General features: G+C 52.2%; 24 protein-coding genes. 3 read left to right on the top strand and 21 right to left on the bottom strand.

Features of this window, described 5'->3' with window-relative positions; translation table 11 throughout:
* Positions 1–24 precede the first annotated feature (24 nt).
* From EH228_RS01265 to EH228_RS01195, 15 genes are all read right to left on the bottom strand, one after another.
* A complete protein-coding gene (locus tag EH228_RS01265) occupies positions 25–1158 on the bottom strand; it encodes a metallophosphoesterase (protein ID WP_152319893.1) in 1134 nt (377 codons plus the stop codon).
* A gap of 213 nt (positions 1159–1371) precedes the next feature.
* On the bottom strand, positions 1372–1677 hold the full coding sequence (locus tag EH228_RS01260) for a YdgH/BhsA/McbA family protein (RefSeq protein ID WP_152319892.1): 306 nt from the start codon (positions 1675–1677) through the stop codon (positions 1372–1374).
* A gap of 281 nt (positions 1678–1958) precedes the next feature.
* Positions 1959–2900, bottom strand: a complete 942-nt coding sequence (locus EH228_RS01255; RefSeq protein WP_152319891.1) for a dihydrodipicolinate synthase family protein — start codon at positions 2898–2900, stop codon at positions 1959–1961.
* A gap of 44 nt (positions 2901–2944) precedes the next feature.
* Positions 2945–3952, bottom strand: a complete 1008-nt coding sequence (locus EH228_RS01250) for an ABC transporter ATP-binding protein (RefSeq protein WP_152319890.1) — start codon at positions 3950–3952, stop codon at positions 2945–2947.
* Positions 3933–5639, bottom strand: a complete 1707-nt coding sequence (locus EH228_RS01245; RefSeq protein ID WP_240116203.1) for an ABC transporter permease subunit — start codon at positions 5637–5639, stop codon at positions 3933–3935. Before EH228_RS01245 ends, EH228_RS01250 begins: the two co-directional genes overlap by 20 nt.
* 67 nt (positions 5640–5706) lie before the next feature.
* Positions 5707–6837 (bottom strand): M24 family metallopeptidase, encoded by a 1131-nt coding sequence (locus tag EH228_RS01240; RefSeq protein ID WP_152319889.1) that lies wholly within the window; start codon positions 6835–6837, stop codon positions 5707–5709.
* A gap of 59 nt (positions 6838–6896) precedes the next feature.
* Positions 6897–7952 (bottom strand): ABC transporter substrate-binding protein, encoded by a 1056-nt coding sequence (locus EH228_RS01235; protein ID WP_152319888.1) that lies wholly within the window; start codon positions 7950–7952, stop codon positions 6897–6899.
* Between the two features lie 62 nt (positions 7953–8014).
* Complete coding sequence (locus EH228_RS01230; protein ID WP_152319887.1) at positions 8015–8716, bottom strand: type 1 glutamine amidotransferase; 702 nt, start codon at positions 8714–8716, stop codon at positions 8015–8017.
* 30 nt (positions 8717–8746) lie between these two features.
* Positions 8747–9412, bottom strand: a complete 666-nt coding sequence (locus EH228_RS01225; RefSeq protein ID WP_152319886.1) for a GntR family transcriptional regulator — start codon at positions 9410–9412, stop codon at positions 8747–8749.
* Positions 9413–9867: 455 nt separating this feature from the next.
* Positions 9868–10143, bottom strand: a complete 276-nt coding sequence (locus EH228_RS01220) for a barstar family protein (protein WP_152319885.1) — start codon at positions 10141–10143, stop codon at positions 9868–9870.
* Position 10144: 1 nt separating this feature from the next.
* Positions 10145–10648, bottom strand: a complete 504-nt coding sequence (locus tag EH228_RS01215; protein WP_152319884.1) for a ribonuclease domain-containing protein — start codon at positions 10646–10648, stop codon at positions 10145–10147.
* 109 nt (positions 10649–10757) lie between these two features.
* A complete protein-coding gene (locus tag EH228_RS01210; protein WP_152319883.1) occupies positions 10758–11777 on the bottom strand; it encodes an AI-2E family transporter in 1020 nt (339 codons plus the stop codon).
* A gap of 199 nt (positions 11778–11976) precedes the next feature.
* Complete coding sequence (locus EH228_RS01205) at positions 11977–12318, bottom strand: helix-turn-helix domain-containing protein (RefSeq protein WP_152319882.1); 342 nt, start codon at positions 12316–12318, stop codon at positions 11977–11979.
* Positions 12319–12626: 308 nt separating this feature from the next.
* The gene (locus EH228_RS01200) at positions 12627–13106 is read right to left on the bottom strand and encodes an RrF2 family transcriptional regulator (protein WP_152319881.1); all 480 of its coding nucleotides are present in this window, start codon (positions 13104–13106) and stop codon (positions 12627–12629) included.
* A gap of 211 nt (positions 13107–13317) precedes the next feature.
* Positions 13318–14190 carry an NAD(P)-dependent oxidoreductase gene (locus EH228_RS01195; protein ID WP_152319880.1) on the bottom strand — a complete coding sequence of 291 codons (873 nt, stop codon included), beginning with the start codon at positions 14188–14190 and terminating at the stop codon, positions 13318–13320.
* 406 nt (positions 14191–14596) lie between these two features.
* On the opposite strand from EH228_RS01195, the gene EH228_RS01190 reads away from it, so the two are divergent.
* A complete protein-coding gene (locus tag EH228_RS01190; protein ID WP_152319879.1) occupies positions 14597–15781 on the top strand; it encodes a sugar transporter in 1185 nt (394 codons plus the stop codon).
* Between the two features lie 28 nt (positions 15782–15809).
* On the opposite strand, the gene rhaM is transcribed toward EH228_RS01190, so the two are convergent.
* Genes rhaM through rhaB form a run of 4 tightly spaced genes read right to left on the bottom strand, consistent with a single transcriptional unit; the run spans position 15810 to position 19691 of the window.
* Positions 15810–16124, bottom strand: coding sequence for an L-rhamnose mutarotase (gene rhaM / locus EH228_RS01185; RefSeq protein WP_152319878.1), 315 nt, complete (start codon positions 16122–16124; stop codon positions 15810–15812).
* Entirely contained in the window at positions 16114–16956 is an 843-nt protein-coding gene (rhaD, locus tag EH228_RS01180; protein WP_152319877.1) for a rhamnulose-1-phosphate aldolase, read from the bottom strand. The genes rhaM and rhaD overlap by 11 nt, the downstream gene beginning before the upstream one ends.
* Before the next feature lie 9 nt (positions 16957–16965).
* Entirely contained in the window at positions 16966–18222 is a 1257-nt protein-coding gene (locus EH228_RS01175; protein ID WP_152319876.1) for an L-rhamnose isomerase, read from the bottom strand.
* Positions 18219–19691 (bottom strand): rhamnulokinase, encoded by a 1473-nt coding sequence (rhaB, locus tag EH228_RS01170; RefSeq protein WP_152319875.1) that lies wholly within the window; start codon positions 19689–19691, stop codon positions 18219–18221. The genes EH228_RS01175 and rhaB overlap by 4 nt, the downstream gene beginning before the upstream one ends.
* On the opposite strand from rhaB, the gene EH228_RS01165 reads away from it, so the two are divergent.
* Positions 19684–19890 carry a hypothetical protein gene (locus EH228_RS01165; protein ID WP_152319874.1) on the top strand — a complete coding sequence of 69 codons (207 nt, stop codon included), beginning with the start codon at positions 19684–19686 and terminating at the stop codon, positions 19888–19890. The genes rhaB and EH228_RS01165 overlap by 8 nt on opposite strands.
* A gap of 100 nt (positions 19891–19990) precedes the next feature.
* Positions 19991–20815: an HTH-type transcriptional activator RhaS gene (gene rhaS / locus EH228_RS01160; protein ID WP_152319873.1), complete on the top strand. Its 825-nt coding sequence runs from the start codon at positions 19991–19993 to the stop codon at positions 20813–20815.
* 82 nt (positions 20816–20897) lie between these two features.
* On the opposite strand, the gene rhaT is transcribed toward rhaS, so the two are convergent.
* Both rhaT and EH228_RS01150 read right to left on the bottom strand, forming a co-directional pair.
* Positions 20898–21932: an L-rhamnose/proton symporter RhaT gene (gene rhaT, locus EH228_RS01155; RefSeq protein ID WP_152319872.1), complete on the bottom strand. Its 1035-nt coding sequence runs from the start codon at positions 21930–21932 to the stop codon at positions 20898–20900.
* Between the two features lie 246 nt (positions 21933–22178).
* Entirely contained in the window at positions 22179–23771 is a 1593-nt protein-coding gene (locus EH228_RS01150; protein WP_152319871.1) for an ABC transporter substrate-binding protein, read from the bottom strand.
* Positions 23772–24034: the final 263 nt, after the last annotated feature.

Here is a 24034-nt window from a genome sequence, read left to right as displayed (position 1 = left end):
TTTGTCCGAAATAAAAAACCTGTTTCAGGCAGGCGTACTCATCTGAATTTTGCGCTGCAACGTGATGCGGGTCAGCTCGGATGGCCGCCCTAACCTCACCGCCATTCCCGGCCAGAGTGCTGTGCCATTGTTGACATAGAGCTGCATGTTGTCCACGTCATAGAGCCCGGAAACAAAACCCGCGTTGGGTTTGGCAAACAGTCGGTCAAAACCGATGATCAGGCCACCGTGTGTATGACCGGATAATTGTATATCTATGCCATGAGCCGTATTTTTTCGTGCATTACGGGGTTGATGATCAAGCAAAATCACCGGCGCATCTGCTGGCGCGCCTTCCAGCGCTTTGGCCAGATCCGGGCCTGTGGAGCCTCGTCTTGGGGCGGAGGCATCAGGCAGCCCGGCAATCACCAGGCTTACCCCTCCCCGTTTAATCACTTTATGGCTGTTGAGCAACGTGATTAGCCCCAGAGAGGTCAGGTGCGCGGTCCATTGTTCCTGACCGTAGAAATACTCGTGATTGCCGGTAATCGCAAATACGCCATCTGGTGCATGTAACCCGCGTAATGGTTCAACGTCAGCCCACCTGTTTTGCAGCGAGCCATCAACGATATCTCCGGTGATAACGATCAGGTCAACGTTAAGCGACATCGCCCGTTTCACTAACGCCGTCGTCCATGAAGCATTGAACAATCGGGTGATGTGCAAATCAGTCAACTGAAGCAGTTGATACCCTTCGAACTCACGAGGCAAGTTTTTGACCTCAAGGATCAATTCTTTAACAGGCGGGACACGTATCCCCTGTTGTACCCCCACCGCCGCCAGGATCATCGCAAAGAAAGCGGCCAGATAGCGAACGCCAGGGGGAATCTCCGCCTGATGGCGGAATAGCAACGAGATCAAGACCAGTACATCCATCATCAATTGCATCAGGGCGAGAAACAGCACGGCACTGAATGCCCAGTTGAACAGAATAATGAGGGGCTTTGGCATCTCAGCTGAGAAAATACTGCCTGAGGTCAGTCTGCTAAGCAGAAGATAGTGTGAGGCAAGCAATACCAGCATTGACAGGATGAGCTTTATCCCTAACGGCAGCGCTAACGGGACAATAAAGCGCACGATAACATACCAACCTGGCAGACTGAACATCAGATGAAACATACGCCTTTTCCATGATAAAAGTGACAGAAAGAGACTGTGACTACCTCAGCGATAATGCCGGGATTGATACAGGCTGATTCACGGATGCAGTGATGACGTTGATATGTTCAAGCTTCAGGCCACCTGGTGAAAAATCAAGAGGATACGGATAAAAAAATGCCGCAAGTCTCTCTGAATTGCGGCATTTTGATTTCCATATTATCCTGCGACTCATCAGCCATGCGCCACTTTGTCATTGATATGGTACAACGTCGCCCTGGCAGCCAGCAGATACTGTCCATCGTTACCCGGTTTGTGAGATTCCACATCGATGATGTGATAGCCGACAGCGCCAGCATCCAGCGCTTTCTTAACAAAAGCATCGTTCAATTCTTCCATTGATGTCACCCAGCTAACCGACGTTATCCCCATTGGTTGCAGTGCGGCTAACTCGCGCGGAGATAATCCTGTACGGATCACGACAGGTTGTATCGCATGAGGTGAAAATATTGAGATAATATCATTGACCAGGTTTTTCATTACGTTGCTCCGGAAGATTCCAGCCTGATGATCAGTACTGACAGAGCGACTAAACACCTTTTTTATGTTTCATGCTTTAGCTTTTATTGCTAATAAATTGTTATGAAAAATTCAGCCATAACTTAATCAATGTTAAGGAGAGTATTTTCATCTGATCACAGTTTGGCTATTTTTGATACGAATTAGTCCGTATGATTCCCTGTACCAATGGCCTGGCCCTTATTCTCAAGAGCCCCGGCGCAAAAGCGCGGCCATCCGGCGCGGAAATATTAAATCAAAAGTCAGGCGGGTTCATGTTCCCGTAGCCGCAGTTCAAGACGCGCGATCAGTTGCTCCAGTTCGCGCAGGTCATCGTTATCCAGTACCGGGCCAGGCTGACGTACCGTCGCACAGCGGATCACGCCCCGACGACGCAGGGTTTCTTTGCGCAGTGCTAAACCGATACCGTACTGGAATTCATGACGCAGCAACGGCAGGTAGATATCAAATAAATCCTCGGCTTCTTCGGGTTTACCTGCCAGGAATAGCGCACAGACCTGCACCAACATTTCCGGATAAGCGAATCCGGTCATCGCGCCATCCGCGCCACGGCGCATTTCCTGGGGCAAAAACAACCCGCCATTACCCGCCAGAATGCTGATACGCCTCAGGCCTTGCGCCGTGCTTTGTTGCCGTACCTGACTGAGCTTACGCAGTCCTGGCAAATCTTCATGTTTCAGCATCACCAGTTGCGGCAGAAGCTCAATCAAACGCAGGATAACCGCCACGGAAGTATGTACCCCCGTAGACTGTGGAAAATCCTGTAAACAGACCGGTACGTCATTTCCCAACAGTTTTGCCACCGTCAGATAGTACTGGCTTACCTGATCGTCGGTTTTAAGGCCCGGCACTGGCGCCAACATCACCCCTGCGGCACCCCGTTCCATCGCGGTATGGCTCAGACGCTGTACATGGCGATGTGAGGCATGACTGACGCCCACCACCACAGGCACCTGCCCATTAACCCGTGCCAACACCCGGCGCATAAAAAGCAATGACTCTTCGTCCGTCAGCTTGGGCGCCTCGCCCATCATGCCGAGAATCGTGATGCCGCTGACGCCCTGTTGCAGATAAAAATCGGTCAGGCTATCGGTACTGTCTAAATCCAGTTCACCATTATCGGTAAACGGCGTGGCTGAAATGATATAGACGCCGCGCGCCTGTTCATCGAGTTTATTGGTCATCGCTGCCTTCCTGCGTGATAAAAAGAGTCATTGTCGTCCACCGATCAGGCAGACATATCCGGTTGAAATACCATGGTGTCCGCTGGCTGAAATCCCCAGTCGACGATGTGTCCCGGCGTACGTTCAGGCGGTGAAATATCAGGCGGAGCATAAGCGATAATGGTTTGTCCCAACGAAGCAATGAACAATTTCCAGTGTAAACCGCAGAAGGTTGCCTGCTGGATTTCGCCCTGATGATGTTGCACCGCCAACTGCCCCTGGCGGCCGACCAACAGATGTTCGGGTCGGATACCCACCATGCCGCCACCGTCCTGACGGATAAAATTGCACTCGCCCAGGAAACCCGCGACAAACGGGCTGCCTGGCTGACGGTACAGCGTTTCCGGTGCGCCGGATTCGACGATGCTGCCGTTTTCCATAATCACAATGGTATCGGACAGATTCATCGCCTCCTCTTGATCATGCGTGACGAATACCACGGTCAGGCCCAGTTCCTGATGCAGTTGTTTAATTTGTAACTGGATCGACTGACGCAGATTTTTATCCAGGGCGCCTAATGGCTCATCCATCAGCAAAATATCGGGATTAAAGACCAATGCCCGCGCCAGCGCGGTACGTTGCTGTTGGCCTCCGGACAGTTCTCCCGGTAAACGTGTGTGATAATGCTCCAGACTGACCAGCGCCAGGGTTTCACTGACCTTACGTTTAATATCCTCTTCGGCCAGCCGCCGCATACGCAATGGAAAAGCGACATTTTCAAACACTGACATATGCGGAAACAGCGCGTAGTTCTGGAATACCATACCGATATTGCGTTCAGCTATTGGTGTCCGACTGACATTTTTGCCGGCGATATAGACGCTGCCCTGATCTGGTTTTTCAAACCCAGCGATAATCTTCAACAAGGTTGTTTTTCCTGAGCCGGAGGCGCCCAACAGGGTGCAAAACTCACCGCGTCGTACCGACAGATCAACATGTGGCAGAGCGATAACTTCACCATAGGTTTTGCGGATCCCCGCCAGCGTGACATCTTTACCTTGTTGTTGTTGCATGCTTTTCTCCATGACGACCGAACAAACTGTGGGCGATTAACATTAACGCGGTAGCGGCGATCAACACACAGGAGGCGGAAATGACCGTCGGGTCGAAATCTAACGACAATCCTTCATACATCAATTTGGGCAATGTGCGGTTACGCAGTGTGGTCAGGTATAAAGCCATTACCACATCGTCAAACGAGGTGATAAAGGCAAACACCGCCCCGCCGATCAAACCTGGCACCAGAGCAGGAAACATCACTCGTCTGAACATTTGTCGCCAGTTGGCCCCCAGGCTGAGTGCCGCCAGTTCCAGATTGGGATCAAAACTTTGTAGCGCAGCGCGCAGAGTAATGTAGGTATAAGGCGTGGCCATCACCGTATGACCGATGATTAACGCCACTGAATTATTGATAAGCCCCAATGGGCCGCACAGATAATACAGCGCCACGGCGGTGATAATCGCTGGCACAGCCATCGGGATGATAAATAATATTTCCAGAATCCCCTTGCGGGCTGAACGCATTTTGTATACACCCAGGGCGGCAGAGGCGCCCAGCAACGTTGAGATCAGGGTAACCACAACGCCGACCTCAATGCTTTGCCACAATGCCCCCATCCATTTGGGGTCTTGAAAAAAATTGCGGTACCAGCGGATGCCGTACTCTGCAGGCGGAAAAGTCGGAAAGCTACTGGTGCCGAAACTGATTGGGATAACCACCAGGATCGGCACCAGCAGGAACGCGGCGCACAGCAGACCCGCCAGAGCGCTGAGCCGCCCGCCGCGGGTGCGTCGGATGCGGGCGGGCGGGTTCCCCTTGCCCGCCGCCGGGCCGCCCATCAGTTTATCCAGGCCGAAAAGACGGTTGAACAACCACAGCGTGAACAGCGTGGTCAGCAGCAATACCCCCGCCAGTGCGGCAGCGATGCCCCAGTTCAGTTCATCACTGATATTATGTGAGATAAGCTCGGCAATCATGCGTTGTGCCGGGCCGCCCATCAGTGATGGTGTGATGTAATACCCTACCGCGTTCATAAAAACGATAATGGCGCCGGCCACCACGCCAGGCCGGGTCAGCGGTAAAATCACCCGGGTGAAAATGCCAATCGAGTCGGCTCCCAGACTCTGAGCCGCCTGCACCAGCGAGTTGTCCAGCGCACGGAATGACGCGTACAGCGGCAACACCACAAAGGGCATCAGGACATGAGTCATACCAATCAAGACGCCGGTAAAGTTATAGAGAAAGGCGACAGGATGATCGATCAGACGGGTCGTGATAAGCAGCGTATTCAGTGGTCCGTTTTGCTGTAACAGCGCAACCCAGGCTGACGTTCGCACCAGCGCGCTGGACCAGAATGGCAGTAGCACGGCAAAAAACAAGAGTTTCGACAACGCGGGCCTGACCGTGGCCATCAGATAAGCCAGCGGATAGCTCATGATCACGCAACTGCAAGTCACCGCCGCGGCAATAACAAAGGTATTTTGTAACACAACCCGATAAACAGGCACCTTTAGCAGGCGAAGATAGTTATCCGCTGACAATGCGCCCTGACTGTAAAAGCCCTGTTTAAGCAACCCCATAATTGGCCAGAAAAAAAACAGTGCCAGGAAAATCAGCAGCGGCAGGGTTAGCAGTACCAAACGGGAAAAGCGGCGCATCCCCCTTTCCTCTTCCGCCGCACTCAGCGTTATCGTCGACATAAGCTCCCCATGCGTTGTGTTCAGGCATTCGTACCGATGATGTGATGAGTATCCCGATGATGGCGGGTTAACTGATAAACAGCTGCCGCGTAAATTGTGTTAATCGCTCGTAACCATCGTGAGTAATGGCAATGGTTTCAGACATCCCGAAACCACGCGCCAGTACATAAGTATGAAAGGTCATACCCGGCGAAAAATGCCAGCTACAACCGGGTGCCGCTTCCAGCGGTTCGCCGCCGCTGGGGGCCAACAGCAGGCCGACAGAATAGAAGGTTTTATTGGTATAGGTTTCACGTAATCCAGCAGCCAGTATGCCCTCGCGATAGACAGAATCCGGTACGGCAGCAGCCACACCGGGCCGCACTTCCGCCAGTGCCGCATCCTGTATAGCAATCAGTTTTTCTACCGCCCACAGGTCTTCTTCGCTAGCCTGAGCCACCCGGATCGGCCGCATAAAACGGGCATGGTAATGCCGCACATTGGGCGTGGTTTCAATCTGCACAATATCCCCGCGAGCCAGTACACGATCACTGTAACCGCCATGTAAATGATAAGCCCGCTCCCCAGACGACATCACGCCAGGTCCTGGTAGATCACTGCCAGCACGGATCATGGCGCGACAGATTTCCGCCGCCATTTCGCGTTCACTGACACCGGGTTGTGCCGCATTGATCGCCGCCGTCATCCCCGCCTCTGCAGCCCGGGCGGCCCGCCGCTGATAGTTGATTTCCGCCGCAGACTTTATAAATCGCATCCGGGTCACCAGTTGGCTTTCATCCATCATTAACGCCGCGGGCAGACCGGCCTGAATACCATGGAATCGCGCCACCGACAGCGGCCATGCGCCCATTTCCACTGCCAGTCGAGGCGAATGACCGAGTCGGGAACGGATCGCCTGTACCGCGACGGTGGTTTTATCATCGCTATCGCTCCACATCACCCGATCAGCATAGATGCAGGTGCTGTCGAGGTAATAGGCTTCCACGTCGCGACAGATAACCGTCGGCTCGCCACTTGCCGGGATAATGGCAAACTGAAACGATGAGTAGGCGCGGGTGAAAAATCCCGTCAGCCAGGTCACACTTTCCGGCATAAACGCCAGCAAGGCGTCATAGCCCTTTTCCACTAACTGCAGCTGTACCCGCGCCAGTCGCTGGTCATATTCGGCTTTTTCAAACCAGTAATTGGTTTCCACCATCGCTGATACCTCTTTGATTGATTGGCCACGCGCTGGGCGGGTCATGCTTACGGATAAAACTATTGCTGCATCGCGGTGTTATAGGCTTCGCCTGCCGCCAGGGAATGGGCTGCCCACCAGTCAATATTCATAAACAAGGCGTTGGATAAACGCTCAGGCGTTGAGGGCAATCGGTCAAGACGCGATTTGTCGATTAACGGAATCGATTTGGGGGTGACCGGGCCGTAAGCCACGTATTTACTGAAGCGGGCCTGAACTTCCGGACGGATGATGTAGTTGAGGAATTTAACCGCCTGCGCCTTATCCGGCGCGCCTTTGACTATCATAAAATAACCTACCTGAGCTACCGACTGCCCCCAGGACATGGCAATGGGCAGACCGTCATCGATACCGGCCTGAAAACGACCATTCCAGCCCAGCGCCATGACCACATCACCACTGCCCAACGCTTGTACGGGTTGGGCGCCTGACGACCACCACATTGCGACATAAGGTCTTATCTGGCGGATCTTATCTAATGCGCGTTTCATCCCCGCCGGGGTATCCAGCGTTTTATATACATCGGCTGGCGCTACGCCATCAGCCAGTAATGCGGCTTCCAGTACTGTATCCGGCTTATCCGGCAGCGTGCGTTTACCGGGGAATTTTTTAACGTTCCAGAAATCGGCGAAGGTTTTCGGGCCGCCATTGGGAAAGGCCTTCGTTGAATAGCCAATGACCGTGGAGAATATTTCCGATGGGACGCCATAATCATTACGCGCAGCGGGCAGGACATTGCTTTCATCAACCTTATCGGGGGTGATTTTCTCGAACAAACCACTTTTCGCCCCTTGCATCAGGCTGGCTCCCCCTGCGGTGACCACATCCCACTGCACATTATGGGTATCCACCATCGCTTTGATCCGCGCGATAAGCGGATTGGTATCCTCGACAACCTGAATGCCGGTTTCCTGCGTGAAAGGTTTTATCCACGCCGCGCGGATGCCATCCTGATAAGCGCCCCCCCAACTGGCGAAGGTCATTTCATCAGCGGTGGCGCTTAACGGTAGTAACAATGAGACGACTACTGTGCAAGCGGCCAGCACATTGGGGTATTTTACCTGCAATCTTGCCATCACCTCTCTTCCTTCATTAATTGACAGACTTCGTTCCCGGAGGGGGCCCGGACGATAAACTGCTAGCTGGAGATAAACGCAGCAAAGCGGCTGAGCATGGACTTGGCAGCTACCGCTTCATCTGCCGTGGCGATCAGTTGATCAATATCGGCCCCATCGCGTTCCATGGTGGCGCGATTCTGCTCAAACCACAGCGGTGCCTGTTGTAAGGTAATTTCAGGATGGCCCTGGATCCCCCAAATGGGCTGGTCTTTATAACGCCAAATCTGGTTGGGACATTGATCGCTGGAAGCCAGGACGGTCATATCCGGATGAGTGGCGCGCACTTCGTCGTTGTGCCAGACAAACATATACACCTGCGGCACGATGCCGGAGGCAATGACATCATCAGCCGCCGCTGGCGTAGCCTGTAGCCATTTATTGCCGATTTCGCAGTTGGCGCGGCGGAAAACCTGATCCCGACCGCACAAGGCCGACGCGAGGATCTGGCTGCCAAAACAGATTCCTAAGATAGGAATGCCCAATTCGGCGGCCTGGTTGATTAACTGATGCTCCCGATGAATAAAGGGAATATCCTCATAAGCACCGTGCGGGCTACCAGAGAGAAAAATACCGTCATAAGCGGTCAAGTCAGCGGGAAATTGGTTCTGGTAAGCCCAATAACGATCAACCTCCAACCCCCATGACTCAAAACGCTCGTCCAGACGGGCTATGGTGTGTTGCGTTCGACCATTATGGAGATAAAGCAAACGTTTGCGCCCCATCGAGACCTCCTGGTGCTGGTTGACAGGCCATCAGCGCAACGCGCCGCCGGTAACCGACTGAAATATCGCGAGGCGCGCGGCTTCGATATGACTGATCATCGCCTGTGCTGCCCGCTCGCCGTCACCCGCCTCAATCGCGTCGATGATGGCCAGGTGTTCGTGACGTCCCGGTTCAAAGCGCGCCGGCACCGTCTCTTTACCAAACATTCTGGTGCGAGTACGCAGTTCATCGATCAGACGCAACAACAACTTATTGCCGCTGGTCTCCGCGATGCTGAGATGCAAAAAGTCGTCGATTTGCCAGTGGCGGGTCGCCGTTACCTGCTCAGGTTGGTCCATTTCCATCAACTGTTGGCGAATAATGGCCAGCCTGGCTGGCGGCATTTTGCCTGCCGCGTTACGGGCAGCATCGGCTTCCAGCAAACAGCGTACTGACATAATTTCCAGAATTTCACTCAACTCCACGCCGTTAACCAGCAGCGTCCGGCCAGATCGGCGAAGATAATGGCGACCTTCCAGCCGTCCGAGCGCCTCACGTACTGGCGTACGCGACAGGCCAAGTTGTTCCGCCAGCCGGCGTTCGTTAACCACATCGCCATTGGCCAGCGTACCGAGCTGAATCATCTGCAGTACGGCGTCAAAAGCATTTTGCGTTAACGACTGGTCATTGGCTGGGGTTAATACCGTTGCTTTCATTCCCACCCCCGTACTGCATATTTTTTTACCCTTCCCTGTTTTTGTATTCTATTTGTACACCTTTTGTCTACATGGATTATGGTGGCGAAATGCGTTGATTATCCTGGATTATGGAGAAAATAGTCATGAAATAAGCAAATCTTATTCTTTACCGCATCGGGAAAATTCATTGTATTGAGGCAGCAAAGACACACTGTCCTTACCGATAGCGGGTTCTAACGAGCGGTAGAGAAACGGGCCGGATGGAAATCAATGCCAGTATTTTGATCTGACTGAAAGCGGTTAACGATATTTATTCCGTATCACTCCAGCCGTCTGCAAACAGCGGTGGGTGTTCAGTCAGCCGGATTACTGGCGAAAGCAGGCAAGTGTTCAGCTCGCCAGTGTGAGCACGATTCAAAAAGCCCCTTCCCTGTTCGGGAGCAATGGGGCTACCGGGAGACGGCATCAGGGGATTATTTGGGGGCGAAAATAACGCGGAATGCGCCGTTCAGTTCCTGTTCCGCCTGCTGCATAACCGCAATGACCTCGGTAAACTGCGCAGCATTGTCCTGCTCAGCCAGATGAAGCAATGTGACCTGGACAGGAAGTCCAATCATGCCGGTCAGCGCATCCCAGAGTGCATCGAGATTAGCGCCAAAATCGATTTTGATCGCAAATTTAAGGGCGAACTGCCGATAAAATTCCGCAACATTGGGAATCGTGTTGAAATCAAAGCTGACCGTTTTCATTTCAGTAAATCTGCTCCATGTGACGATAATGATCATGGGTGACGTAAATCAATCCGTCACTGGAATAGAGCATTCTGTCGCTGCCGCGATGACCGCACTGATAGTTGACATCCGCTTCAAACCAGCGGCGCCCTGGTTGATCAGGCAGCACGTTTTCCCGGTTAGAAAAATGATCACCGCCGATAGCGCGTCCAGGCAAGATATTACAGAGATTGCCGCTGGCTGGATCCCATCCCTGCTTTCTCGCCTCATTTTTTCGCAGGTAATAAGCAGGTAGACGCTGGTGCTGATGAAGATAATCAGCCACCTTTTGCTGCTGGGTGAGAACGCTGATATCGCGGTTGGAAAGTGTCTCCGTCTGACGGGAAATACGACTACTGGCGGCATCGTGGGGACGATTCTCGCCGGTAGTCTGCGGAAGTGAAGTGTGTTTTGCCGGATGACGTAATCCGGCGGCGACGGCCACAATGGCAAAAATCGCCGCGATGATAAGTTTTTTATTCATCGCGGAATATTACCCTGAGGACTGGATTAACGTCCAGCGTCTCACGACCAAAGCCCTTGATTCCCAGTCTGAAAGACGCCAGCGCATGCGGGGCGCCAAATCAGGCCGCTCAGATCAACTTCGCGTAACGTAGTTCGCTTTTCAGATAAGCATAATAAACTGGGGCTGCAACGACGCCGGCGAGACCAAAAGCGGATTCAAAGACCAGCATCACCAGCAGGATTTCCCAGGTTTTGGCATTAATCCGCGTACCAAAAATGCGGGCGTTAATAAAATATTCCAGTTTGTGCACCAACATCAGGAAGATCAGCGCAATCAGAGCCGCCTTCAATGAAATCGACAAGCCAATCAACACAATCACGGTGTTGGAAATCAGATTGCCGATGATTGGCAACAGCCCGGCGATAAAGGTCAGCACCACCACTGTCTTGGCAAACGGAAAATGCAGCCCGAACAGCGGCAAGACACCAAACAGGAAACCGCTGGTTAGTACAGTATTAACCAACGAAACTTTAATTTGCGCAAAAACCACGTTGTGGAAGGCATCCGCCAGCCTGCCCAGCCGTTCAAACATGGCATGCGTTAACGGCATATTCGTCTGGTTGCCCTCGCCGCCGCGCAGCGAAATAATGGCACCAAGCAGCATACCAATCAGCATGGTTGCGAAGGTGTGCGCGGCAGTGCGGCCAAAGGTTTGTACAACGACCAGATGTTCACGCAGCCAGGTCACCACCTGATGCTGTAACTCATCAATATCTGCAGGCAAATAGCGAGTCACCACGGGTGACAGTGTGCGCTGTGCATCTTCCAACAATTTGCTGGCAGTGGCATGGAAGGCTTCTGGGTTCTGGAAGTCATGCAGTAGGAAACCGATCAGTTTGGTGATGCCGAACACCAGCGACAGCAATACCAACACCGTCAGGAATAAGATAATTATCCAGCGGGCCAGTGGACCTTTAACCAGTCTTTCCACCCAGGGCGTCAGCGCCAGAATGGTTTCATAAACAATAAAACCTGCCAGAAAACAAGGCAGCAGCCGCAGAGGAAAGATTAAAAACAGTGCGAGTAAAATCAGCATATAGCTGACCGCTGCGCAGATCCCCTGCTTATTCATTTTCCATATTTCCATCACGATACCTGCCTGAATTGTTTAAAACTTATTGCAATTCAGGCAGTATACAACGCCATCAGAATTAATGCTGAGTCATTGCTATGGGGCTTTCGTTACTGACGGCATGTCTGTCGGGTTACCTGTCGTGTGATTGAATGTCGTGAGGTGGAGAATCCGGTATATCACTCACAGCGGGCTTTAGCCCGCTTTAAGACAGTTAAGAGCAGGCGCTGACCTGAACCTGACGACGCCAGGCCCCCGGAGATTGCCCGAACTGGCGTTTAAAGCTGCGGTTAAACGACTGTTGGGAGTCGAAACCAAAAGAAATAGCAACATCCAGAATTGGTTCTCCTCCCTGAGCGAGACGTTCAGCCGATTTTTTCAGACGCCGGGCTCGAATATACTCACCCAGCGCGTAGCCAGTATGTTGCTTGAACATTCTCTGAAGGTGCCATTTTGAATAACCAGCACGTCGGGCGACGGTATCCAGGTCCATCTTCCCTTCAATATGAGTGTCGATCCACGTTACAAGATCGTTAATAAAATCATCATGACTCATGGTTTCCCCTTAACGCTTATATAGTCACAACCTTTTCTTATCTTGACCTTTTACCGCAAGCTGAGTAAAAGTAACTTTAACAAGTGCACTTACCTACCGTAGAACGCCCTTGTATTAAATGCAAGTTTAATTGTTGCATTTAATGCGATTCATGACCATCGCGATTGATACCGTCAGAGAAACTGAGGTCGCGCAACCTGTGGTTTATTGATGGCTCAAATAGAAGAAAGGCGGCGGACATTTCAGGACATAAAAAAAACCGGGACATCATCAGATAGCCGGTTTTTCTTTCAGGAGGAAATGAAGCACTATTCGGCGTTTTCCGCCTCTTTTGGCGTCTCGCGACGATCTTCAGGACAGCGGCGATCCCGCTCGTAAATCTCTTTCAACGCATCGGCTACTGTGCGCCTGGCCAGCACATTCATCGAGGCCTGCTCAGCCTCTCGCGCCAGTTCTTTAAAGAACCAACAGGTGTTGGCGCTGACCAGACAACGTGCCGGAACTTCAGGCCGCCCTGCCAGCAATGGTTTATCTTCCAGTACCGACATATAGATGTCACAGAGTGTAATTGCTTCCGCCGGCCGTCCCAGTCGGATGGTTCCGCTGCGGCCCAACGTTGAAACAATGATACCGTCACGGGTCAGCGGCACCATCATCTTACGGACGAAACTGGGGTTAGCCTCAAGGCCTGTTGCCAGAGTTTTACTGGTGCTGCGTTTACCTTCCCGCTCCGCATAGGCCACACTGAGCACCATTTGTAAGGCCGTAGGGAAACGAATATCAAGCATGTTCGGATCCTTGCTTTTGGCTGCGCATCACCCTTGGCAGGGTGGTCTTAAAAAGCATTAAAAATCAGTAAAGTATTGAAAAATGTTTAATTAATATAACAAATATAGTTGCACTTTAGAAGATTCGCCTTAAGCGATTACTGCTTTTCCCCTTATTACACTGAAAAATAGATGATTTATGCCAGTCGGTCAATGACCGACCAGCCAGCCTCTATTGTTTTTTTTCCATTAAATATTGGTAGATAACCGAGAGATCTTTCTCGCCGTAGCCGCTATCGACTGCATTCTGCCAGACGTCTGAAATCAACTTCAGTCCCGGGAGTTGACTGTTCGGCGCGGCCGCCAACGCCAGTTTGACGTCTTTCAACGCCCAGGCCAGATGCATTTGCGGTTCGTAGTCACCTCCGCCGATCATGTCGAGTTTCCCTTTGACGTAAGGTACGGCCAGTGGGCCACCGTCCAGTACGCTCCAGAATTCCTCCGGCGTGAATCCCAACTCATGAGCTATTTGGGTACTTTCCGACAGTCCCTGTACCATGGACATTAACCACGCGTTCACTACCAGTTTCATGCGTGATGCTGCCCCCGCCTCCCCCAGCCATTTTGTTCCTTTAGCAATCGCGGCAAAAACAGGCTCTATCGCTTTGGCTCGTTCACGATCACCACTTGCCAACACCACTATCTGGGCATTTTCCGCGGGAGTTTTAGTACCGGAAACCGGCGCGTCAAGAAAAACCACATCAGGACGCAGTTCGCGAAATGTGGCAAGCAATGTGGTGGTCGATTCCACACCGATAGTCCCCATTTGCGTCACAATCGCCCCTGGCTTCAATGAAGACAAGGCCTGTTTCAGTACATTTTCCGTGGTTGCGGCATCCGCCAACATGGTAATCACGACATCGGCTTGCTTAACCGCCTCTTCCGGGTTGTCAGTCAGTTGCATGCCCGCACTTTTCAGGTCTTCACCTCGTGCTTTGGTACGATTCCAGCCATAGGTGGTAAAACCATTCTTCAGCAAGTTGGCGGCAAACGCATGACCCATCATGCCCAATCCCAATACCGCGACAGAGGGACGTTGATTCATCAAGTGTCATCCTTATAAATAAAGGTTACAGGGGTGGCGCGGCGGCCACTGTCAACTATCCACGGTAGCGTAATATGCCGCGAAATGCCTGAGTCGCAGGATGCTGCACAGTGTGAATCGGTAAGAAAGTGTTACGAGCTTAAGCTGACAATGAGGATCGATAGTGTCCGTGTCACAGCAAAATCAGAATATTGTAGCGATCAACCTGGCCGTTTTTTTACTTTCAAAACCGCACTCATCATCAGTCAAACAAGATGAAGAGCCATTTGCGGGGCAAATAATCTGATTTACAAAAAAGTGTTTTTTGGGGATGTCATCTGATCGATAAATAAAACACAATATGCGCACTTTACTCTAATTCCGCCCAATGCGGAGTTAACCAAACATTAATAAGTTGTTAACTTCAATGCAATCAACCACCGTCTCACGCAAAACCGCATGGCTCCGTGTCATCATGTTAGCCATTGCTGCTTTTATTTTTAATACCACCGAATTTGTGCCGGTTGGTCTGTTGTCCGATATCGCCACCAGTTTTTCTATGAATACAGCACAGGTCGGACTGATGTTGACCATCTATGCGTGGGTGGTGGCGCTGATGTCGTTGCCGATGATGCTGCTGACCCGTCAGGTTGAGCGACGTTTTCTGTTAATTGCTATCTTCCTGCTGTTTATTGCCAGCCACGCGCTGTCCACTTTTGCCTGGAGCTTCAGTATTCTGGTGGTGTCGCGAATTGGCATCGCGCTGGCGCACGCTATCTTCTGGTCAATCACCGCCTCGCTGGCGATCCGTGTGGCACCGCCAGGTAAAAAAACGCAGGCGTTAAGTATGCTGGCAACGGGGACCGCACTGGCGATGGTGCTCGGCTTACCGATAGGACGGCTGATCGGCCAATATCTGGGCTGGCGGAGCACCTTCGGGGTAATAGGCGTAATGGCGTTAGCGACCATGCTGTGTTTGGCGAAATTGCTGCCGGCATTGCCAAGCGAACACTCTGGTTCACTGAAAAGTGTGCCGATATTATTTAAGCGCCCTGCTCTGGTCGCACTTTATTTGCTGATTGCCGTTGTGGTGACGGCCCATTATACCGCTTATAGCTATATTGAGCCGTTTATTCAGGGGGTCGCGGCAATGGGGGATAATTTCACCACCTTCCTGCTACTGATATTCGGGGCAGCCGGTATTGTCGGCAGTATTTTGTTCAGTTCGCTGGGCAACAAATATCCGGCGACATTTTTACTCGGGGCGATTGCGCTAATTTCGCTGTGTATGCTGGCATTGTATCTGTCGGCTACGCACAGTATGGCCATTTCAGTACTCTGCATTATCTGGGGCATGTCGATGATGATTATTGGCCTGGCCGTTCAGGTGCGGGTGCTGGCACTGGCACCGGATGCTACCGATGTGGCAATGTCATTACTGTCCGGGATTTATAATATCGGGATTGGCGGCGGCGCACTTCTGGGGAATCAGGTCAGTCTGCATTTGAATATGGCCAATATTGGTTATGTTGGCGGCAGTATCGGTTTGCTCTCGTTAGCGTGGTGCGCATGGAGTATGCGTCGTTATCCACAGTTACGGATTAACGGTTAAAAAACGGGGCGACAATCGCCCCGCTTTTTTACTCCAGATAAAACACCGGTAACAGCTCATCGCTTATCGGGCTACAGTCGGCGTTTGATGGCATCAGTTCACACATTGAACGCCACCAACGCTGGCATACCTCGGTTTGTGCCACGGCGTTCCAGCGTTCTTCCGATTCTATGGATACCACGGCAAACAGCAGGTTACGTTGCGCATCAAGAAAAATACTGTAATGATGCGCGCCATGCTCTTTCAGCGTTTGTGCCAGTTCCGGCCAGATGGGATTGTGCCGTTGCTGGTATTCCTGATGTTTGTCAGGATGAACCTGCATGACAAACGCTTTACGCAACATAAGGATGCCTTGCCTCCAGTGCCGCCTGCCACGGTTTGACATTGAAACGTTTGCCCAGCGCAATCAGTTCCTGAGTGGTAATGCTTTGCTTCATCCCGCCCATCGACAGCACTTTCACCACCACCTCTGAGGATTTTTCGGCGGTATCGATCAAGCCAAAGGTTTCGTCCAGCGTCGGGCCCGCGCCAAAGATGCCATGAAATGGCCACATGACCAGACTGTGCGAAGCCATCTTCTCTGCGGTTGCATCACCAATATCATCAGTACCCGGCACCATCCATGGCACGATCCCGACACCATCCGGGAACACCACCAGACATTCGGTGCTGCCTTCCCACAACAGACGGGTGAAACGTGCTGAATCTAAATCCACCACATAACTTAATGACATAAAGTTGGTGGCATGGCAGTGCATAATCACGCGGTCTGCCCCGTTGCTGACTTTCATTCTCACGCCGTGGGACTGGAAGTGTGAAGCCAACTCAGAGGTCGGCAGGCCACCGTTACTTAGCCCCCAAAAAATACTGTAGGCACGGCCATCGTCACTGACCCGCAGTAATGCCAGACTATCCGCAGGATCGAGCTGGACGTTGCGAAAGAATTTTCCTGAACCTGTCACCAAAAACCAGCAATTTGCCAATGCTGGCGCCGGCTGCGTCAACTCAACCGTCCGGGGTTCACGATAAAAATCCTGCGCGAAGGGTTTTACCTCTTCATCCAGCAAACGCAGACTGACGTTACCGCCGTTGCGCTCGTCCCATCCTTTCAGCCACATATCGCTGGTAGCCTTGACCATTCCCTGGACAAACCATGAAGTCAGAATGTGTTGCATGTTGCACCCTTAACGTTTACTGAGAATTTGTTGTTCGTAATGACGCACCTCACCGAGCCAGCTGGCATCAGCCGGAACGTCGTGATGCAGACAGTAAGCCTCCCACACCGCCTGCCACGGCAAGCATTTCTGCTCTTCCAGCAGCGCGAGGCGTGAAGTGTAATCGCCTTCCCGTTCCAGTTTTTTCAGCTGTTCCACCGGTTCCAGCAACGCACGGAGTAAGGCTTTTTTCGCATTGCGCGTACCGATAACCCAGGCAGCGATGCGATTGATGGACGCATCGAAGAAGTCCAGACCGATATGCACCTTGTCAAACAGTCGCTGGCGAACGATTTCGTTGGCGATAGCCTGGGTTTCATCATCCAGTAACACCACATGGTCGCTGTCCCAACGTACCGGACGACTGACGTGCAACAACAGGCGCGGCACATACAGCATGACGGTGGAGATTTTGTCGGAAATCACCTCAGTGGGATGGAAATGACCGGCATCCAGGGTCAGCGCGGTCTGACGGCTGGCGGCGTAGCCCAGGTAAAACTCATTAGAACCCACGGTGTAACTTTCAGCGCCGATACCGAACAATTTGCTCTCAACGGCATCAATATGATGGGCCAGGCTCAGTTTTTCGCTGATCACCTCATCCAGCGCATCCATCAGACGCTGACGTGGCGCGAAACGATCAACCGTCAGATCTTTCATGCCGTCCGGTACCCAGATGTTCATCACTGAAGGAGTACCCAATTGTTCGCCGAATGAAGCAGAAACCCGGCGACTGGCTTTACAGTGTTCAATCCAGAACTGGCGGATTTCTTTGCTGGCGCTGGACAGCGTAAAGCCACTTTCACTTAGCGGATGCGAGAAGCAGGAGGGATTAAAATCCAGTCCGAGATGTCTGGCTTTGGCCCATTCGACCCAGTGCGCAAAGTGCTTCGGTTCAATATCGCTCCGTGCAACCGGCGTATCGCTTTCCAGATAAATCGCATGCAGATTGAGTCTTTTCGGGCCAGGGATCAGCGACATCGCTTTATCCAGGTCGGCACGCAGTTCGACAGCATTACGCGCCTTGCCCGGATAGTTACCGGTAGCCTGGATACCGCCCGTCAGGGAACCCTGTGGATTTTCAAAGCCACGAACATCATCACCCTGCCAGCAATGCATGGAAATGGGCATCTTATCCAGCTGAGCCATTGCGGCGTTGACATCAATGCCTACTTCAGCAAAACGCTGTTTCGCCAGTTCGAACATCTGTTCGATTGCTCGGGTCATATACATAGCTCCTTAGCGGTATGTGTCAGTGACTGAAAAAGTGGCCAATTCTGGCGGTAGACGTCACTGGCTTGTGGGGTAAAAGTCTGTAAACGGAAGTTTTGCGTGATCAATTGGCGGAATGCGGTCACGTCGCGCACATCACCACTGGCAATCAACTGGCTACCGATATTGCCCAGGGTTGAAGCCTCAACCGGGCCTGCCACCACCGGGATACCGCACACATCGGCACACAGTTGGTTTAACAGCGGATTCTGGCACCCACCGCCAACGATATGGAGTTGATTGAACGCCCTGCCGCGTACCGTCTCCAGCTCTTCCAACACCTGGCGGTAATAGAGCGCCAGGCTGTCAAAAATACAACGGGCCAGGGCGGCGATGGTTGTGGGGACGGGCATCCCCTGCTCGTCACATGCCTTCTGAATTTCGCGCACCATGCTGGCTGGATTGATAAAACGTGGGTCGTTAGGATTAACCAGCGAACGGCAGGCTGGCTGAGCTTCAGCCTCTTTTACCAGTGTACGCAGATCCTCAATGGCCTCTTCACTGCAGACTCGCTGGAGCAGCCACAGTCCCATAATGTTTTTCAACACCCGATAACGCCCTTCAGCACCACCTTCATTGGTAATATTGGCGGCGAGGGCGGCCTCATCGTTACAGGGCGTGAAACTCTCAAACCCCATCAGCGACCAGGTGCCCGAACTAAGCCAGGCGGCATCATTTCCTGCCAGCGGCGCGGCCAATACCGCACTGGCGGTATCATGTGTCGCCACCGCAATCACCGGCACATCCCGCCCGGCAGCGGTCTGCCAGTTGCCGACTTTTCGTCCCGGCGATGAAGGTTTACCGAACCAGTCCGGTTTCGCGCCAGTCCATTTCAACAACAGGGGATCCCACTCGCCGCTGTGAATATTCAGCAACTGAGTCGTGGTGGCATTGGTGTATTCCCAGTTGGCCTCTCCGGTCAGCCGATAATGAAAGTAGTCGGGGATCATCAGCGCATACTGCACCTCATTCAACCAGGGGGCCTGGCTTTCGCATAATACGCGTAGCTGATAGAGGGTATTGAATGGCAAGAATTGAATACCGGTACGCTGATAGATTGTTTCACGTCCCAGTTCCTGACAAGCGCGCTCCAGTACCCCATGGGTGCGATCATCGCGGTAGGCGATCGGCAGACCAATACGTTGCCCAGCCTTATCCAGCAGAATGTAATCCACCCCCCAGGTATCGATGCCAATACTGTCCACCGCCATTCCCTGTGGCTCCAGCTTGTTCAACGAATCGATGATAAACGTCTCAAGCGCCTCAATATCCCAGCACTGATGATCATCAACGGTGACCAGACTGTTTTTACAGCGGGCAACTTCCTCCAACTGAAGTTCCCCGCGGCGAGAATCAAAACGGGCCAGCATTACACGTCCGCTCGATGCGCCCAGATCAATGGCAATACAATTTCGCATGCTCATGGCATTGGCTTCCTGTCTGTTCAATACCATCAGTGTAAAAGTCAGCAAATTTAGTACCTTCCTGCTACTGCCAGCCATTGCCGGGGGCTGGCAGCACCACAAAGATGAACGTGAAGTAGCTCACGTTTTTATTTCTAACAGTGGCGGGAGCGGATGTGACCTGACGCGCAATTCTGTATATCACCTGACCAGTTATTGAATAATCAGTTGGCGGCGCGACTTTTTCTGTCGAGAATTTAGGACGAAGAGGCAGGATCTGACAGTAGACCGCTGCAATGAAATGACAAGGAGAGCAAATCATGACCGTGTTGCATAGTGTGGATTTTTTCTCCGACGGTGGACCGGTGGCGATTGAACCCCGGACGCCACAGGTGGCTTTCCCGGAGCATTATCACGATGACTTTCATGAAATCGTCATCGTCGAACAAGGGGCCGGCGTTCATATTTTTAACGGTGAACCACGCTCACTCTGCGGCGGGTGCGTCTGTTTCGTACGCGACCATGATCGGCATCTTTACGAGAAAACCGACCAGTTGTTCCTGACCAATGTGTTATTTCGCGGCCCGGAGGCGTTTCGTTTCATTACTGGCTACCATCATCTGTTACCACAGGAATGTGAGGGCTATTACCCTTCCCACTGGCGCGTCAGTAATAAAGTGCTGGAGAAAGCCAGATTGTTAATTAATGAGATGGAAAAACCCGCCTTGCCGTTTACGCTGGAAGTGCAGGCTGAACAGGAGATGCGTTTTATGCAATTGCTGCTCCTGCTACGCCGTGGCTGCAGTGAACAGCCAGGAGACGACCAGAATGGCCGGATGCGTGGACTGCTCGACTGGCTGGCCGAGCATTTCAGCGAAGAAGTGGACTGGGAAGTGGTGGCGGATACCTTTTCGCTTTCATTGCGCACATTGCATCGCCAGATGAAGCAACAAACCGGCAGCACGCCGCAGCGCTACCTCAACCGCTTGCGGTTGTTGCAAGCCCGGCACCTGCTGCGACACAGTGAGATGCGAATAACAGACATCGCTTTTCATTGCGGATTTGGTGACAGCAATCACTTTTCTACCCTGTTTAAGCGTGAGTTCGGCACGTCGCCACGGGCCATCAGACAAAATGACCTCTAGGGGCCGTCTGGAAGAATGAATAACATTCCACGTTAAGACTGTTTTGTTCAGAGGGTATCTGCACTATGGCCCCGGATGATATTCAGAACATCATGCCGATGCCCACAATATTGGCGGCAATAATAATCATAACGCAGCCGCCACACAGTACACTCACCGGACGACGCCCGACGTTTTTCCATTCTTTTAGCATCAGCCCGACCAGACCACCGCACAGCACATAGAAACTCATGTGCAGCATCCAACTGATGAAATCGTACTGCGCTGGAATACGGGCGTGTCCCCAGGCATAGAAGAAAAATTGCAGATACCACATCGTCCCGCCGAGCAATGACAACAGTACGTTGCTTATCAACAATGATTTTACGACTGAAAAATCGGCCCTGACTGAGAGGTTGGCCTGGGTAGCGAGGCGGAAAAAGCAGAAACCGAGATTAACCACCGCTCCGCCGCCCATGATAACCACATAGCTTGGCAGCGCACTGTACAGCGGATCAATGCCTGATTCCGTCGCGGCATGATGCATGGGTTTGGCGGCGTTCATCGCAAAGGACATTCCTGCGGAAAATATGCCGCACAGAACGGCCAGTAGCAGCCCTTTGTGCAAATTAAACTCTTCAGCGGCAATTCCCATCGCCCGCTCTTTCAGTAATCCCGCGCGGGAGACAATCGCCACGCCTGCTAATGCGACCAGTACGCCTGACAGCGTCAACCGGCCGCCAGCAGAACTGAACAATTCGACAAACCGTCCTTGCAGCAACGGCGTCATCAGCGTTCCCACCACTAAGGTGATACCGATGGCAATGCCAATCCCCATCGACATGCCCAGATAACGCATGGTCAGGCCATAATTGATATTACCCACCCCCCACATCGCGCCGAACAGGAAGACCGGCAGCCACTGTGAGAGAGAAAAAGAACGGTAATAATGCCATATATCGGGTAGTAAAATGGCGCTGACCGCCCATGGCAGCACGATCCACGACATAAAGCCGCCCACCGCCCACATGGTCTCCCATGACCAGTGGCGAACCTTTTTGAACGGGGCGTAAAAGCAAGCGGCACTGGCGGCACCGACCAGATGCCAGAGGATCCCTGACAAAATTGCCTGACTCATGATTCTCTTCCTCCGTGAATGGGTTGATTTCCTGATAATGTGCAGTCTACGAAGGAATATTCCGCCGCCACCTTATGCTGACGGTCCGGCTCTGGATTAAAATGGCAAAATTTAGCATCTGTTGCTCATCGCGATCACAAATCCGCGATGGATGCGCCATAGCTTATTCTGCCACGTTGCCGGACAGACAGTCCCGTCTGACAGGGGGCGACTTCTGCATGTTGTCAGGAAAATGTGCCAAGTTAATCACTTCAGTGAGACCTGATAAAAGATATGTTTGCCAAACGGGTCAATCTCATAGCCAGTCACTTCTTTACGGACAGGCTCGAAAATTGTCGAGTGGGCTATCATCACCGCCGGCGCCTGATCGTGCATAATTTGCTGAGCCTGCTGGTAAAGCTGGATACGTTTGTTATGGTCCTGCTCACCACGGGCTTCCGTAATCAGTTTGTCGAACGGTTTATAGCACCATTTTGAGGAATTAGAACCGCCGTTGGCTGAGGTGCAACTGAACAAGGGGCCGAAGAAGTTATCCGGGTCACCCGTGGCCGTTGTCCAGCCCATCAACGCGGCCTGGTGTTCGCCATTTTTCACCCGTTTAAGGTATTCGCCCCATTCAAAGCTGACAATATTGGCCTTAATCCCCACTTTAGCCCAGTCTGCCTGGATCATTTCGGCCATCCGTCGCGCATTGGGGTTATAGGGGCGCTGTACCGGCATCGCCCACAGATCAATAGTGGTTCCCGGTTTGATCCCGGCTTGCTGTAGCAATGTTTTTGCCTGTTGCGGATCGTAGTCGTAATCCTTCAAGTCCTGATCTGCACTCCATACGCCAGGCGGCAGCAGGTTTTTAGCCACTGTACCGGTTCCCTGGAATATGGCCTGGACAATGGCCGGTTTATTAATGGCCATGCTCAGCGCCTGACGCACTTTGACATTATCCAGCGGCGGTTTTTGCGTGTTAAATGCGAGGAATCCCGTATTCAGCCCGGCTTTTTGCATCAGCGTCAAATCTTTGTTTTCTCCCATTTGCCGGAGATCAGCGGGATTGGGGAATGGCATCACCTGACACTCATTTTTGACCAACTTGGCATAGCGCACCGACGCGTCTGGCGTGATAGAGAACACCAGACGATCGAGCGGCGCTTTGCCCTGCCAGTACTGCGGGAAAGCACGGAACAGAATGCGCGAGTCCTTTTGATATTGCACCAGTTCAAATGGACCGGTACCTATCGGGTCTTGATCAATTTTTTCAGGCGTTCCTGCTTTCAGCATCGCATCGGCATATTCGGCTGAAAGAATGGAAGCAAAGTACCAGGCAAGATCAGCCAGAAATGGCGCTTCCGCATGGGCCAGCGTGAAACGTACGGTATGGTCGTCAACTTTTTCGATGTTTTTAATCAGCGAACCAAATTCAAGGCTCTCAAAGTTGGCGTAGGTGCCATTCGAGACATTATGGTATGGGTTTTTAGCATCTTTCTGCCGCATAAAGGAGAAGATCACATCATCGGCATTGAAGTCTCGTGTCGGCTTGAACAGTTTATTGCTCTGAAACTTCACCCCTTTACGTAAATGAAAAGTATAAACCGTGCCATCAGGGCTGATATCCCAGCTTTCAGCCAGGCTGGGTATCAGCTCGGTCGTGCCGACTTTAAAATCGACCAGGCGGTTATAGACGGGAACAGCGCTGGCATCCACGCTGGTACCCGAGGTATACAACTGCGGATTGAAGTTTTCTGGCGATCCCTCAGAGCAATACACCAACGTTTTCGCCATAGTGCCGCTGGTTATCGCCAATGTCAGAGCGGCCACCGCCGTTCTCAATACCGATGTTTTCATTCCACCCTCTCATTTTGATTGTTCCTGTCATCCAGGTAACAATCTAATCGCGTAATGCTGGGGGAACCAGCAAAAGATTGTGCCCTTCCCCTGCTTGATATCGCCTTCCCAATGTGCGATGCCTTGCTTATGAATGCTCATCAAATCCTTCCCTGTTTATTGAGAATGAACTTTACGGTCTTTTTCCGGACGGTGGCTTGCCAGACAGTATGTTCTGTCCGTAAATTAAGAACCCCTCAAAGGATACTCAGGACCCTATTGGC

The organism is Erwinia endophytica, assembly GCF_009295515.1.
GTDB lineage: Bacteria > Pseudomonadota > Gammaproteobacteria > Enterobacterales > Enterobacteriaceae > Erwinia > Erwinia endophytica.
The sequence above is the reverse complement of the archived record's forward strand: the minus strand, read 5'-3'. Positions and strand labels throughout refer to the sequence as shown.